This is a genomic window from Pseudomonas sp. P116, assembly GCF_020149425.1.
Lineage (GTDB): Bacteria > Pseudomonadota > Gammaproteobacteria > Pseudomonadales > Pseudomonadaceae > Aquipseudomonas > Aquipseudomonas anatoliensis.
Window position 1 is genome coordinate 1,012,694 of record NZ_JACVHB010000001.1, and the last position, 14,642, is coordinate 1,027,335.

Here is a 14,642-nt window from a genome sequence, read left to right on the forward strand (position 1 = left end):
GAACGGCACAATCCATGACACCGAACCCTGTGGCGAGGGGATTTATCCCCTCGCCACAAGGAGTTGCTGAGTCCGGGAAAATCAGCCTAGGACGACCAACCGATTGGGCAATTCATTACGTACCTGCGTCACCGGCACATGCACCTTCAACAACTCCCCACATGCCTCGATACAAGTGACAAACCCCTCTAGCGTGCGCCCCTGCCGTACCTGCTCGGTAAACGCCGCGACAATCACATCCCAGCTTTCATTGCCCAACCGCTTCGAAATCCCCTCATCCACCAGAATCTCCACGTAGCGCTCGGCCTCGCAGACGAAAATAAGCATGCCGGTGCTGCCCACGGTGTGATGCAGGTTCTGTTCGAGAAACTGTCGCCGCGCCAGGTTCGATGCGCGCCAGTGGCGTACACGGCGTGGCACCAGATGTGTGGTGATCTTCGGCAGGCGAAACAGCAGGCACAGCACAATGAACAGGCCCCACTGCACCAGCAGCAGGCTGCGCAGGGTCAGCCAGCCGGTCAGGTAATGCACGACGCCCGGCACCACCAGCGCCAGCAGGCTGGCCCACAACAGCGGGATGTACGCGTAGTCATCGGCGCGAGCCGCCAGCACTGTCACCAGTTCGGCATCGGTGTCGCGCTCGACCCGTGCAATCGCCTCGGCGACTTTGCGTTGTTCGTGTTCAGTCAGTAATGCCATGTCAAAAAGTGCCTGCTCATTATTCTTTTAATGTCACCAGCCGCCGGACGAACCACCGCCGCCGAAACTGCCCCCGCCGCCGCTGAAGCCCCCACCGCCACCGCCGCCACCAAATCCGCCGCCACCGCCAAAACCGCCCCCGCCACCGGAGCCGCCACGGCCGGTGGGCAGGATACCGAGCATCTGGCAGACAAACACCGTCAGGATGAACAACATCACCAGAAAAACGAACAACGTCGGATGCCGCGAGATGAAATCGCTCTGCGGGTCCCCGCTGGACTCATACACCGTCGACGGTTCGTCCAGCGGATTGCCGCCCAGCACAACCAGCATCGCCGCCACACCATCGCTGATGCCTTTGCTGAAATTACCGGTCTTGAACGCGGGCGTGATGACTTGATGGATGATCACCGAGGTTTGCGCATCGGTCAGCCGGTCTTCCAGGCCATAACCGACTTCGATGCGCAATTTGCGCTCGTCACGGGCGACGATCAGCAGCGCGCCGTTGTTCTTGTCCTTTTGCCCGATGCCCCAGTGGCGACCGAGCTGGACGCCATAATCCTCGATGGTGGTGCCTTGCAGATCGGGCAACGTGACCACGACCAATTGCTCGCCGGTTGCCTGTTCGTGGGCCTGCAACTGTTGGCTCAATTGCGCGCGCACCGATGGCTCGATCATCTGCGCCTGGTCCACCACTCGCCCGCTCAGCGCCGGGAACGTCAACTCGGCCCGGGCGCTGACGGCGAACAGCCACAGCATCAGCACCAGGCCTATTTTCAACACACGCATGCATACCCCCCAACGATCTCCCTGTAGGAGCTGCCGCAGGCTGCGATCCTTTGATCCTGATCTTTAAAAACAAGATCAAAAGATCGCAGCCTGCGGCGGCTCCTACACAGGATTGTTTAGAACTTCACTTCCGGAGCCTTTTCCGCACCGGGCGTGGTGGCTTCGAAGGTTTCGCGCATCGGCAGGTCGCTGTACATCACGCTATGCCAGAGCCGACCGGGAAAAGTGCGGATCTCGGTGTTGTACTTCTGCACCGCCAGAATGAAATCGCGTCGCGCCACGGCGATGCGGTTTTCCGTGCCTTCGAGCTGCGATTGCAGGGCGAGGAAGTTCTGATTGGCCTTCAGATCCGGATAACGCTCGGACACCACCATCAAACGGCTCAACGCGCCGCTCAACTGATCCTGCGCCTGCTGGTACTGCTTGAGCTTCTCGGGATTGTCGAGGGTACTGGCATCAACCTGAATCGACGTGGCTTTCGCCCGGGCTTCGATCACCGCGGTCAGGGTTTCCTTTTCGTGGGCGGCATAGCCCTTCACCGTTTCCACCAGATTGGGGATCAGGTCGGCGCGACGCTGGTACTGGTTCTGCACCTGCCCCCACGCGGCCTTGGCCTGTTCGTCGAGGGTCGGGATGTTGTTGATGCCACACGCGGTCAGCAACGTCGCCAGCATCAACAATGTGGCGACCTGCAAACGCGAGCGATAGGTTGGACTTACATTCATTGCAGTGATGCTCCCTGACACATTTCATTAAAAAGCCGAGCGCGAAACCTTCTCAGCCAGCGGTTGGGGCATAATCGGCCGCGCCACTGGATTGCGACCGGTCAATGGGCTAAAAAGTGCCTGCGCGGTCGAACTGCCTGCGGTCAACGGTGTTTTTTTGGCTTGGCGTTTTTGCGCCCGCACCCGAACAACAATAGTCGCTCCCTAAATTTTGGCTGGCCGGCATTGCATTGCCGTTTGTGCCCTTGAGAAAAACATTCATGAAGAAGCTGTGTTTGCTGGGCCTGTTCGTCAGTCTGGCCAGTCATCAAGTATTGGCCGCTGAGACCTCGGTACCTCTGGAAAACAAGGACGCCTTCATCAGCAACCTGATGAAGCAAATGACCCTCGACGAAAAGATCGGCCAGTTGCGCCTGATCAGCATTGGCCCGGAAATGCCCCGCGAGCTGATCCGCAAGGAGATCGCCACCGGCAACATCGGCGGCACGTTCAACTCGATCACCCGCGCGGAAAACCGTCCGATGCAGGACGCTGCCATGCGCAGTCGCCTGAAGATTCCGATGTTTTTCGCGTACGACGTGATCCACGGTCACCGTACGATTTTCCCGATTCCGCTGGCCCTGGCTTCGAGCTGGGACATGGACGCCATCGGTCGCTCCGGGCGCGTTGCCGCCAAAGAGGCCGCTGCTGACAGCCTCGACCTCACCTTCGCGCCGATGGTCGACATCTCCCGCGACCCGCGCTGGGGTCGTAGCTCCGAAGGTTTCGGTGAAGACACCTACCTCACTTCGCGCATCGCCAAAGTCATGGTCAAGGCCTATCAGGGCGATGCCCCGAAAACGGCCGACAGCATCATGGCCAGCGTCAAGCACTTTGCCTTGTACGGCGCGGTCGAGGGCGGTCGCGACTACAACACCGTCGACATGAGCCCGGTGAAGATGTACCAGGATTACCTGCCGCCGTACCGCGCCGCGATCGATGCCGGCGCCGGTGGTGTGATGGTGGCGTTGAACTCGATCAACGGCATTCCGGCCACCGCCGACACCTGGCTGATGAACGATCTGTTGCGCAGGGATTGGGGCTTCAAGGGCCTGGCGGTCAGTGACCATGGCGCGATCTTTGAACTGATCAAGCACGGTGTGGCGCGCGACGGTCGTGAAGCGGCGAAACTGGCGATCAAGGCCGGCATCGACATGAGCATGAACGACACCCTGTACGGCAAAGAGCTGCCAGGGCTGCTCAAATCCGGCGAGATCGAACAGAAACACATCGACAACGCTGTGCGTGAAGTCCTTGCGGCCAAGTACGACATGGGCCTGTTCAAGGACCCGTACCTGCGCATCGGCAAGGCAGAAGATGATCCGGCCGACACTTACGCCGAGAGCCGCCTGCACCGCGCCGAGGCCCGCGACGTTGCGCGTCGCAGCCTGGTGCTGCTGAAGAACCAGAACGAAACCCTGCCACTGAAGAAGACTGCAAAAATCGCCCTGGTCGGCCCGCTGGCCAAGGCGCCGATCGACATGATGGGCAGTTGGGCTGCCGCCGGTCGTCCGACGCAATCGGTGACCCTGTTCGACGGCATGAACGCCCTTATAGGCGACAAATCGAACCTGATCTACGCCCGTGGCGCGAACATCACCAGCGACAAGAAGGTGCTCGATTACCTGAACTTCCTCAACTTCGATGCGCCGGAAGTGGTTGATGATCCGCGCCCGGCCAACGTGCTGATCGACGAAGCGGTGAAAGCCGCCAAGGATGCTGACGTGATCGTCGCAGCGGTAGGCGAATCCCGTGGCATGTCCCACGAATCGTCCAGCCGTACCGACCTGAACATCCCGCAAACACAGCGCGAGTTGATCCGCGCCCTGAAGGCGACCGGCAAACCGCTGGTGCTGGTGTTGATGAACGGCCGTCCGCTGACCATTCTCGAAGAGAACCAGTCGGCCGACGCGATTCTGGAAACCTGGTTCAGCGGCACCGAGGGTGGCAACGCCATCGCCGACGTGCTGTTCGGCGACTACAACCCGTCGGGCAAACTGCCGGTGACCTTCCCGCGTTCCGTTGGGCAGATTCCGACCTACTACAACCACCTGAGCATTGGCCGGCCGTTCACACCGGGCAAGCCGGGCAACTACACCTCGCAGTATTTCGATGACACGACGGGCCCGCTGTTCCCGTTCGGTTACGGTTTGAGCTACACCGATTTCAGCCTGAGCGACATGGCCCTGTCCTCGACCACCCTGAACGCCACCGGCAAGCTCGACGCCAGTGTCATGGTGAAGAACACCGGCAAGCGCGACGGTGAAACCGTGGTGCAGCTGTACATTCAGGACGTCACCGGTTCGATGATTCGCCCGGTGAAAGAACTGAAGAACTTCCAGAAAATCATGCTTAAGGCCGGCGAACAGAAAGTCGTGCACTTCACCATCACCGAGGAGGAGCTGAAGTTCTACAACGCCCAACTCAAATACGCGGCCGAGCCCGGCAAGTTCAACGTGCAGATCGGCCTGGATTCTCAGGATGTGAAGCAGCAGAGCTTCGAACTGCTGTAACAAACAACGCAATACCTTGTAGGAGTGAGCCTGCTCGCGATAGCGGTGTGTCAGTCAGCGTTGATTTAGCTGAATGACACACCGCTATCGCGAGCAGGCTCACTCCTACATTGGTTTTGTGCGGTGGCTGCTAGCCGCGTCTGTCGAGCATGTTGACCACCAACCGATCTACCCACCCCCAAATCCTCTGTTTCACCCGCCGCCACAACGGCCGCCTCTGCCACTCCTCCAGACTCACGCGCTGACTCAAGCCGAAATCCTTCTCGAAGCTCGCCACCACCGCTGCCGTCAACGACGGATCGAGCGCCTCAAGATTCGCCTCCAGATTGAAGCGCAAATTCCAGTGATCGAAGTTGCACGAACCGATGCTCACCCAATCGTCCACCAGCACCATTTTCAGGTGCAGGAAGCACGGCTGGTATTCGTAGATCTGCACGCCGGCCTTGAGCAGTCGCGGGTAGTAGCGATGCCCGGCGTAGCGCACGGACGGGTGATCGGTGCGCGGCCCGGTCAACAGCAGGCGCACGTCGACACCTCGGGCAGCGGCCTTGCGCAGCGAGCGGCGGATGTTCCAGGTCGGCAGGAAGTACGGCGTGGCCATCCAGATACGTTTTTGCCCGCTGTTCAGCGCGCGAAACAGTGATTGCAGAATGTCGCGATGCTGGCGGGCGTCGGCGTAAGCCACGCGGCCCATGCCCTCGCCCATGTCCGGCACCTTGGGCAGACGCGGCAAGCCGACATGCGCGGATGGCTTCCAGGCACGGCGATGGCGGTTGGCGATCCACTGGCGGTCGAACAATAGCTGCCAGTCGAGCACCAGCGGGCCGCTGATTTCGACCATCACTTCGTGCCACTCGCTGGTGTCGTGCCCCGGGGTCCAGAACTCATCGGTGACACCCGTGCCGCCAACCACCGCCAGCCGCTGATCAACCAGCAGCAGTTTGCGGTGGTCACGATAGAAATTGCCGACCCAACGCCGCCAGTGCAGGCGATTGTAAAAGCGCAGCTCAACCCCGGCGTGGGTCAAGCGTTTACGCAGGTTCAGGGTAAACGCGAGGCTGCCGTAATCATCGAATAGGCAACGCACACGCACACCGCGTTCGGCGGCCAGCACCAGCGCTTGCACGATGGTCTCGGCACAGGCGCCAGCCTCGACCAGGTACAGCTCAAGTTCGATCTGCTCCTGGGCGCTGGCAATCTGCTCAAGCATGCGCGGGAAGAATTGCGGGCCGTCGATCAACAGTTCAAAACGGTTGCCGTCACGCCAAGGGAAGATCGCGCCGCGCATGTCAGCGCGCCGTGAAAATCAGCACCGCACCCACCGGCACCGACAGGCTGATGGCCGACAAATCGGCCAACTTGCGCAGGCTTTCCAGCCCTGGGGCGAGATCGAAATCCTCGGCATTGATCACCACTGGCTCCAGTGTCACCACCTGAAAGCGTCGATCATCCAGACGCGTCGCCAGCAGCTCGGCCGGGTATTCGTGTTGCTTGCCATGCAGATTGACGGTCAGCGGCAGACGCAATTCCAGTTGCGCACCGGGGGCCAGATCGTTGATCGGGCGCAGGTCGATCTGGGTGGTGATGGTCGCGTCGGGAAACTGCTCGATCTGGAACAGCTCCTTGCGCATGCGCTCGTCACGCAGCGGGATGCCGCTGTTGATCGAATCCATCTCGACCTCGACCTCGGCGCGACCGTTGGGGTCGACCTTGCCATGCAGCACCAGAAAGCGCTGCACTTCGGAGATATGGGCGTTTTTCGTGCTGACAAACGAAAGCCGTGACGACTCGCCGTCCAGATACCAATTGGCCTGCGCTGGTAGCGCAGCGGCGGCCAGCAGCAGGCCGGACAGGGTTTTGTAGAGGGAGCGGTTGAACATTGCGGACTCGTGGGGGCGATAAACCTGAGCCGAACATTAACTGGCTGGGGCGTGATTGCAAATCGAAGATCAAAAGATCGCAGCCTGCGGCAGCTCCTACAGAGTTTTCCGTTTGCAGGGCAATGGTGTGTTTCAGGGATTGAGGCGGCAGCCTTGGCGTTCGCCCAGCCACTGGGCGCTATTGCTGCGGCCCATGCCGCTGACGGTGATGGTTTTGCTGGCGGCGTCATCGCTGAAGCCGCTGGTCGGCAGCCACTGCTTCACATAGCCGCGGCAATATTCGACGTTGTTGTTCATGACGTAGCGGCACGAACAATATTCCTTCGCTGTGTAGGCGCTGATGATGTCCGGGAAGGCCCAGAGGTTCTCGCGCTCATAGCCGATCCAGCCGAGCAGCACGACGAGCAATACCAGCAAGAACCGCTTCAAGGCCGCACCGCCGCAAGCACACGCTTGAGCAGTTCGTTGTGGCGGTAACTGCCATCGCGGTCATCGGCGTAGCGCACGATCACCAGTTTTTCGCTGGGGATGACGTACAGCGCCTGGCCCCAATGCCCCAGCGCGGCGAAGGTATCGGGCGGTGCGTCGGGCCAGGGCGATGGCGCGCCATCCGCCGGGCGGTTGAGCCACCACTGGCCGCCAGGCACGGCTTCGTCCTGATGGGCCTTGTAACCGGCGAAGGGTTGCAGGTTGAAGGTGAGCCATTCCTTGGGCAGCAATTGCCGATCATTCCAGCGTCCGTCGCGGGCCATCAACAAACCGACACGCGCCAGATCCCGCGCGGTGAGATAGGCGTAAGACGACGCGACAAACGTGCCGCTCGCATCCGTCTCCCACACCGCGCTGCGAATGCCCAAAGGCTCGAACAGAGCAGTCCATGGATAGTCGGGATAACGCTGCGGGCCGACGATGGATTTCAACGCTGCTGCCAGCAGATTGCTGTCGCCGCTGGAATAGCGGAAGGCCTGTCCCGGCGGCGCGTAAGTGTCGTGATTGGCGGTGAACGCGGCCATGTCACGATGGCCACGGGTATAGAGCATCGCCACCACCGAGGATTTCAGCGGGGCGTATTCATAGTCTTCCTGCCAGTCGATCCCCGAGGCCCAGTGCAGCAGATCGGCAATAGTGATCGCCGGGTGTTTTTCCAGCGCCGGGTAGAACTTCACGGCTGGATCATCGAGCTTGAACAGGCCTTCACCGTAGGCGACGCCGAGTAACGTGGCCATCAGGCTTTTGCTGATCGACCAGGTCAGGTGTGGGGTTTGCGCGTCAGTCGGGCCGGCGTAGCGTTCGTAGATGATCTGGCCGTCGCGGACGATCAACAAGGCATCGGTGCGAATGCCCTGGCGGGTGGTGTCGTCGCGGGGTGGGAAGGCGTAAGCCTGAAGATCTTCAACCGCTGTGATCTGCGGACCAACCGGCCATTGTTCGCCGGGCCATGATTCGGCCTGAACGGTGAAGCTGATCAGCAGCACAAACAGCGACAGGCCTTTGAACATGGTGAGGGCTCTTGGGGAGAACCTGGTGAGGGTAGTCGGAGTTCATGACAAATTGGAGATCTTGACTGTTCATCAGGCCGTCATCGCTGGCAAGCCAGCTCCCACAGGGTCAATGGTGAACAGACAATCTGTGGCAATCACAAAAACCTGTGGGAGCTGGCTTGCCAGCGATGGGGACCGTCAAATCACCGCCAAAGCCTTGGCCAGGCGCTTTGCTCTGGCACCGGAGGCCAACTGCATCACCGCCTGATCGCGCCGCCACATCTGCGCCCATTCCGGATCACCTTCGCTCAACGCCTGGTCAATCTCGGTTTTGAGCGCATCAAGCTGCGCAAACAACCCAGCCAACAATACATGCCCCGCCGGATTGTTCGGCGCCTGCCGGCTCATCTCCGCACACCCGGCCAGCAGCGCCAGCAAGCGCAGTTGCAGCGTCTGCGGCCAGTCGCTGTCCTGCCCGACGCCGTACAACCAGGCGGTCATAGCGCTCAGCACATAGACATCTTCCAGCGTGCGAAACGGTTTGACGTAAGCATCCCAGCCATCCCCTGCGAGCAACTCGCACAGAGCGCCATCGAGATGCAGCCGGCCATGGCTGATGTCGGGTATCAGCGGCAGAGCCGGCAGTTTTTCCACCCTCACACCGGGCTCGCCGGGATACACCACCGCCAGACTCAGGCGCGGCGTTGCGCCGGCTTCTTCACTGCGTGCGGCGATCAGCAACCAGTCCGCCGCATCGCCGGCCGTGACGAAATCCTTGGCGCCACTCAAGCGCAAATCCGTCAGCCGCGTCTGCATGTCGGCCGGACGCAAGCTGCGCTGTTCGGTCGCACACAACGCGCCGAGGCTCAGCGGTGCGCTCGGCCACAACATGCGCAATGCCGCTTGATAACCGACCAGAAACGCCAGCCCTGGCGTCGCCATCCGCCGCCCGCCCGCCACCGCCAATTCGAACGGCGTGACGTTGCCCAACTGTTGCAACAACGTCGCAAAACCCTCGGTCAGGTCAGCAACGGCGGGCAATCGTTCACGGCTTTGCAACAGATCTGGCCAGGGCATAAGAGGCTCCTTGTGGGCTGTCATATAAGCATCACCAAAGGTTCATGGCGATGACACCGGGGCTACATAGCCTGACTTTGCACAACACGGCTGCATAAAGAAAGTCGATCGGCTGCAACCCACGACGGGTTCAAGGCCCGTACGGAGATTCAAATGACTCAGATCGCCCGCATCAGCGACACCGGCAATGAACGCCGCCTGCAAGCCGAACGCCTGATCGGCGCGCAGGCTTTGCAGCAAGCCCAGGCCTTGCGATTCAGCGTCTTCAGCGGCGAATTCAACGCCAAGCTGAAAGGCGCTGAACTGGGTCTGGACATGGATGATTATGATGTTCACTGCAGCCACATCGGCGTGCGTGACCTGAACACTGGTCGCTTGGTGGCGACCACGCGGTTGCTCGATCACACCGCCGCCAGCAGCCTTGGCAAGTTCTACAGCGAGGAAGAATTCAGCCTGCATGGCCTCGCCCATCTGCAAGGCCCGATCCTGGAAATCGGCCGCACCTGCGTCGACCCGGCCTACCGTAACGGCGGGACGATTGCAGTGCTGTGGGGTGAGTTGGCCGAAGTATTGAACGAGGGCGGCTACAGCTATCTGATGGGTTGCGCGAGCATCCCGATGCAGGACGGTGGCGTGCAGGCCCACGCGATCATGCAGCGTCTGCGCGAACGTTATCTGTGCACCGAAAACTTGCGTGCCGAGCCAAAAAAACCGCTGCCGAGCCTCGACATTCCATCTAACGTGATCGCCGAAATGCCGCCGCTGCTCAAGGCTTATATGCGCCTTGGCGCGAAGATCTGCGGCGAGCCGTGCTGGGACGAAGACTTCCAGGTCGCCGACGTGTTCATCCTGCTCAAGCGCGACGAACTCTGCCCGCGCTACGCCAAGCACTTCAAGGCGGCCGTGTGATGAGCCGGTTGCGGGTGTACGCGCGGATCGCGCGAGTGCTGCTGGTGGTGTCGCTGGGATTGACCATGGCCAGTCTGTTCGGTGTATTTGAAAGGATTGGCCTGGCGCACTCGATGGAACGTCGTCAGCGCTGGTCGCGGTTTTTCATGGCGCGTTTGAGCAATGCCCTGCCCTTTCGCATGACCGTCCACGGTGAACTGCCAAAGCAGCCGATGTTGTGGGTCAGCAACCATGTGTCGTGGACCGATATTCCGCTGCTGGGCATGCTCACACCGCTGTCGTTTCTGTCCAAGGCTGAAGTGCGTACCTGGCCGGTCGCGGGTTGGCTCGCGGCCAAGGCTGGCAGCCTGTTTATCCGTCGTGGCTCGGGCGATAGCCAGTTGATCCGCAAACAGATGACCCGGCACCTGCAAACCGATCATTCACTGCTGATGTTCCCGGAAGGCACCACCACCGATGGCCGATCACTGCGTACCTTTCACGGTCGCTTGCTGTCAGCGGCGATTGATTCAGAGGTGATGCTGCAACCGGTGGCGATCCGTTATCTGCGTGACGGCGAAGTCGATACGTTGGCGCCGTTCATTGGTGACGATGATTTGTTGTCGCACCTGATGCGTCTGTTCAGCAATGATTGCGGCGATGTCGAAGTGCACCTGCTCAAGCCGATCGCCTGCGAGGGACGGGAGCGTGCGGCACTGGCGTTTGAAGCGCAGCAGGCGGTGCAGAAGGTGTTGTTTGGCGAGGTGGCGAAACCCGCCGAACCGCGTCGTGCAGGCGAGCTGATCGCCGCCTGAAAATCAAAAGATCGCAGCCTGCGGCAGCTCCTACACCGATCCCCTGTAGGAGCTGCCGCAGGCTGCGATCTTTCGATCTTGCTTATCCCTGCGACGCCGCAAAGTCCTGAAGCTGCGGATAGAACAACGCAAAGTCTTCACTCAGCGGCTCATATAACCGCCGCAATTCCTGCATCGCCCCCGCCAACTCCTCCGGCCTGCTCAACCGCCGTGAAATCCCGCGCAGCACCTGATCAAGCACTTCAAATTCCTGATACGAGCCCAACCAGTCATGGGCGACCATGTGCGGCGCAATCTTCGCCAGGCGCTCGGGCAATTGCGGTTCGCGGGACAACACCCGATAAACGTCAGTGGTGAACTGCGCCAGTGGTTGATCAGCGTACAACCGCCAGTCCCGCGCCAGGCAATGGTCGAAAAAGACATCAAGGACGATCCCGGCATAACGCCGACGGGTATCGGTAAACCGCCCCAGCGCGATGTCCACCAGCGGATGGCGATCAGTGAACACGTCAATCCGTCGATGCAGTTGAATCCCCGCCTCGACCTCCGGGGCAAACTGCCCTTGCAGCCGGCCTTTGACGAAATCGCCATACAGACTGCCGAGCAGTTGATCGGGGCGCTGGCCACCGAGGTGCAAATGTGCGAGATAGTTCATGGGCGCAGCTTAGCACCGCGCCCTCGTTTCAATACACCCAACGTATCGTTATAACCCGATATACCGATTTGTACGGTCGTCAGATCAAAATCATATTGGTATATCGCGAACTAGCGATTTAAAGTTCGCCTCATCGCGATATAGCGTTTTACACACCGAGCACCCTGCCATGAACCTTGACCTCGACGAAATAATAAAAGCCCTGGCACACCCAGTACGGCGAGACATCCTCAACTGGCTGAAAGACCCGAAAGGCGAATTCCCGGAACAGTTGCACAACCACGAGTACGGCATCTGCGCCGGGCAGATCGATCAACGCTGCGGCCTGTCGCAATCAACCGTGTCCGCCCATTTGGCAACCCTGCAACGCGCCGGACTGATCAGCAGCCAGAAGGCCGGTCAATGGCACTTTTTCAAACGTAACGAGGACGTGATTCAGGCGTTCCTCAGCACACTCAGTAAAGAGCTCTGACCCTTAACGTCAGCCAGCCCACAAGGAAACAACGATGCCCCTCTCGCTACTCATACTCGCCTTGAGCGCCTTCGCTATCGGCACCACCGAATTCGTCATCATGGGCCTGCTGCCCGATGTGGCGGCCGACCTCGGTGTGTCGATTCCCGGCGCCGGCTGGCTGGTGACCGGTTACGCCCTGGGCGTGGCCATCGGTGCGCCGTTCATGGCACTGGCCACCGCAAAACTGCCGCGCAAGGCTGCACTGGTTGCGTTAATGGGCATCTTCATTGTCGGCAACTTGCTCTGTGCGCTGGCCAGTGACTACAACGTGCTGATGTTCGCCCGTGTCGTCACCGCGCTGTGCCACGGTGCGTTCTTCGGTATCGGTTCGGTGGTGGCGGCAGGTCTGGTGGCGCCGAACAAACGCGCTTCGGCCGTCGCCCTGATGTTTACCGGTTTGACCCTGGCCAACGTCCTCGGCGTGCCGCTGGGCACCGCGCTGGGTCAGGAGGCCGGCTGGCGTTCGACCTTCTGGGCAGTGACCGTGATCGGTGTGATCGCGCTGATCGGCCTGATCCGCTTCCTGCCGGCCAAACGTGACGAAGAAAAGCTCGACATGCGCGCCGAACTCGCCGCCCTCAAAGGCGCCGGTATCTGGCTGTCGCTGAGCATGACCGCTCTGTTCGCCGCCTCGATGTTCACCCTCTTCACCTACGTCGCCCCACTGCTCGGCGATGTCACCGGCGTCTCGCCAAAAGGCGTGACCTGGACGCTGCTGTTGATCGGTCTCGGCCTGACCGTCGGCAACATCATCGGCGGCAAGCTCGCAGACAAACGCCTCGCTGCCACCCTGATTGGCGTGTTCGTGGCGATGGCGGTGATTTCCACGGTGTTGAGCTGGACCAGCGTCGCGCTGATCCCGACTGAAATCACCCTGTTCCTCTGGGCCACTGCTTCATTCGCAGCCGTACCGGCACTGCAAATCAACGTGGTGACCTTCGGCAAAGCTGCACCGAACCTGGTCTCGACCCTGAACATCGGCGCGTTCAACGTCGGTAACGCCCTCGGCGCCTGGGTCGGCGGCAGCGTCATCGCCCACGGTTTCGGCCTGACCAGCGTACCTCTGGCCGCCGCTGCCCTGGCAGTGCTTGCCCTGCTGGTGACCCTGATTACTTTCCGTCAGAACGGCAATGCCGAGCTGGCCCCCGCGACTCACTGATTAACCACTTCACTTAAGAGGGTTGTATTTCATGGCAACTATTTTTGATCCGATCAAACTGGGCGACATCGAGCTGGCCAACCGCATCATCATGGCCCCACTGACCCGTTGCCGCGCTGACGAAGGCCGTGTGCCGAACGCGCTGATGGCCGAGTACTACGTACAACGCGCCTCCGCCGGCCTGATTCTCAGCGAAGCGACTTCGGTGACCCCGATGGGCGTCGGCTACCCGGATACCCCAGGCATCTGGTCCAACGATCAGGTGCGCGGCTGGACCAACGTGACCAAAGCGATTCACGGTGCCGGCGGCAAGATCTTCCTGCAACTGTGGCACGTGGGTCGGGTCTCTCACCCTTCGTATCTGAACGGTGAAGCGCCAGTCGCACCGAGCGCTATCCAGCCCAAAGGTCACGTCAGCCTGGTGCGTCCAATGGCCGACTACCCAACCCCGCGCGCACTGGAAACCGCTGAAATCGCCGAGATCGTCGACGCTTACCGCATCGGTGCCGAGAACGCCAAGGCGGCCGGTTTTGATGGCGTGGAAATCCACGGCGCCAACGGTTACCTGCTCGACCAATTCCTGCAAAGCAGCACCAACCAGCGCACCGACAACTACGGCGGCTCCCTGGAAAACCGTGCCCGCTTGCTGCTGGAAGTGACTGACGCGGCAATCGAAGTCTGGGGCGCCGGTCGTGTTGGCGTGCACCTGGCACCACGTGCTGATTCCCACGACATGGGCGACGATAATTTGGCTGAAACCTTCACCTACGTGGCTCGTGAGCTGGGCAAGCGTGGCATCGCCTTCATCTGCTCCCGCGAGAAAGAAGGCGCCGACAGCCTCGGCCCGCAACTCAAAGAAGCCTTCGGCGGCCCGTACATCGCCAACGAGCGCTTCACCAAGGACAGCGCCAACGCATGGCTGGCCAGCGGCAAGGCTGACGCCGTGGCGTTTGGTGTACCGTTCATTGCCAACCCGGATCTGCCAGCGCGCTTGAAAGCTGATGCGCCGCTGAACGAGCCACACCCGGAAACCTTCTACGCTAAAGGCCCGGTTGGCTACATCGACTATCCAACCCTGTAAGCCTTAACGCAGAAACGCAAAAGCCCCCGACTTGTGAGAGTCGGGGGCTTTTTTGTGTTCGCCTGGAGATTGATTGCGCGGCGTGATACCTGGCCCCTCACCCCAGCCCTCTCCCGAGGAAGAGGGAGCCGATTGGTGTGGCTTTCAAACCTGAATTCGGCTCGGTATTTCAAGTCGGCGCAACTTGAAAGATCACCTCGGTCAGTTCCCTCTCCCTTGGGAGAGGGCTAGGGTGAGGGCCAACGCCTCACACTTGTTCACACGCTCGACACAAAAACCCTACAAAATCCGTAATTCACTACGTATAAACTTCGCGCCGCAAACGTA

Annotated in this window: 15 protein-coding genes; 6 read left to right on the plus strand and 9 right to left on the minus strand. The window is 60.5% G+C overall.

Annotated features, from left to right (window positions below; all coding sequences use genetic code 11):
* Nucleotides 1-81 precede the first annotated feature (81 nt).
* The 3 genes from ICA15_RS04975 to ICA15_RS04985 all read right to left on the minus strand — a co-directional run bounded on the left by ICA15_RS04975 (nt 82) and on the right by ICA15_RS04985 (nt 2,213).
* A complete protein-coding gene (locus tag ICA15_RS04975) occupies nt 82-699 on the minus strand; it encodes a TPM domain-containing protein (RefSeq protein ID WP_210553789.1) in 618 nt (205 codons plus the stop codon).
* A gap of 33 nt (nt 700-732) precedes the next feature.
* The gene (locus tag ICA15_RS04980; RefSeq protein WP_210553790.1) at nt 733-1,488 is read right to left on the minus strand and encodes a TPM domain-containing protein; all 756 of its coding nucleotides are present in this window, start codon (nt 1,486-1,488) and stop codon (nt 733-735) included.
* Between the two features lie 116 nt (nt 1,489-1,604).
* Nucleotides 1,605-2,213, minus strand: a complete 609-nt coding sequence (locus tag ICA15_RS04985) for a LemA family protein (RefSeq protein WP_115147656.1) — start codon at nt 2,211-2,213, stop codon at nt 1,605-1,607.
* A gap of 260 nt (nt 2,214-2,473) precedes the next feature.
* Between ICA15_RS04985 and bglX the strand changes: the two genes are divergently transcribed.
* Entirely contained in the window at nt 2,474-4,765 is a 2,292-nt protein-coding gene (gene bglX / locus ICA15_RS04990; RefSeq protein ID WP_210553791.1) for a beta-glucosidase BglX, read from the plus strand.
* 130 nt (nt 4,766-4,895) lie between these two features.
* On the opposite strand, the gene ICA15_RS04995 is transcribed toward bglX, so the two are convergent.
* The 5 genes from ICA15_RS04995 to ICA15_RS05015 form a co-directional block, all read right to left on the minus strand.
* The gene (locus ICA15_RS04995) at nt 4,896-6,053 is read right to left on the minus strand and encodes a phospholipase D-like domain-containing protein (RefSeq protein WP_150604893.1); all 1,158 of its coding nucleotides are present in this window, start codon (nt 6,051-6,053) and stop codon (nt 4,896-4,898) included.
* A 1-nt stretch (nt 6,054) separates the two neighbouring features.
* Nucleotides 6,055-6,645: a YceI family protein gene (locus ICA15_RS05000; protein ID WP_210553792.1), complete on the minus strand. Its 591-nt coding sequence runs from the start codon at nt 6,643-6,645 to the stop codon at nt 6,055-6,057.
* Between the two features lie 132 nt (nt 6,646-6,777).
* Complete coding sequence (locus ICA15_RS05005) at nt 6,778-7,074, minus strand: amidase (RefSeq protein ID WP_210553793.1); 297 nt, start codon at nt 7,072-7,074, stop codon at nt 6,778-6,780.
* Complete coding sequence (locus ICA15_RS05010) at nt 7,071-8,144, minus strand: serine hydrolase domain-containing protein (RefSeq protein ID WP_210553794.1); 1,074 nt, start codon at nt 8,142-8,144, stop codon at nt 7,071-7,073. The genes ICA15_RS05005 and ICA15_RS05010 overlap by 4 nt, the downstream gene beginning before the upstream one ends.
* A 180-nt stretch (nt 8,145-8,324) precedes the next feature.
* The gene (locus tag ICA15_RS05015) at nt 8,325-9,203 is read right to left on the minus strand and encodes an acyl-CoA dehydrogenase family protein (RefSeq protein ID WP_210553795.1); all 879 of its coding nucleotides are present in this window, start codon (nt 9,201-9,203) and stop codon (nt 8,325-8,327) included.
* A gap of 153 nt (nt 9,204-9,356) precedes the next feature.
* Between ICA15_RS05015 and olsB the strand changes: the two genes are divergently transcribed.
* Nucleotides 9,357-10,112, plus strand: a complete 756-nt coding sequence (gene olsB / locus ICA15_RS05020; protein ID WP_210553796.1) for an L-ornithine N(alpha)-acyltransferase — start codon at nt 9,357-9,359, stop codon at nt 10,110-10,112.
* A complete protein-coding gene (locus ICA15_RS05025) occupies nt 10,112-10,906 on the plus strand; it encodes a lysophospholipid acyltransferase family protein (RefSeq protein ID WP_150604899.1) in 795 nt (264 codons plus the stop codon). The genes olsB and ICA15_RS05025 overlap by 1 nt, the downstream gene beginning before the upstream one ends.
* Nucleotides 10,907-10,988: 82 nt before the next feature.
* On the opposite strand, the gene ICA15_RS05030 is transcribed toward ICA15_RS05025, so the two are convergent.
* Nucleotides 10,989-11,561 carry an ACP phosphodiesterase gene (locus tag ICA15_RS05030; RefSeq protein ID WP_210553797.1) on the minus strand — a complete coding sequence of 191 codons (573 nt, stop codon included), beginning with the start codon at nt 11,559-11,561 and terminating at the stop codon, nt 10,989-10,991.
* A 169-nt stretch (nt 11,562-11,730) separates the two neighbouring features.
* Here ICA15_RS05030 and ICA15_RS05035 point away from each other — a divergent pair, with 169 nt between their 5' ends.
* From ICA15_RS05035 to ICA15_RS05045, 3 genes are read left to right on the plus strand one after another with little or no spacing between them, the layout of a single operon-like run.
* Complete coding sequence (locus ICA15_RS05035) at nt 11,731-12,033, plus strand: ArsR/SmtB family transcription factor (RefSeq protein ID WP_016771327.1); 303 nt, start codon at nt 11,731-11,733, stop codon at nt 12,031-12,033.
* Nucleotides 12,034-12,067: 34 nt separating this feature from the next.
* Entirely contained in the window at nt 12,068-13,234 is a 1,167-nt protein-coding gene (locus ICA15_RS05040; RefSeq protein WP_210553798.1) for an MFS transporter, read from the plus strand.
* A 31-nt stretch (nt 13,235-13,265) separates the two neighbouring features.
* Entirely contained in the window at nt 13,266-14,315 is a 1,050-nt protein-coding gene (locus ICA15_RS05045) for an alkene reductase (protein WP_150604902.1), read from the plus strand.
* The last annotated feature ends 327 nt before the right edge of the window (nt 14,316-14,642 follow it).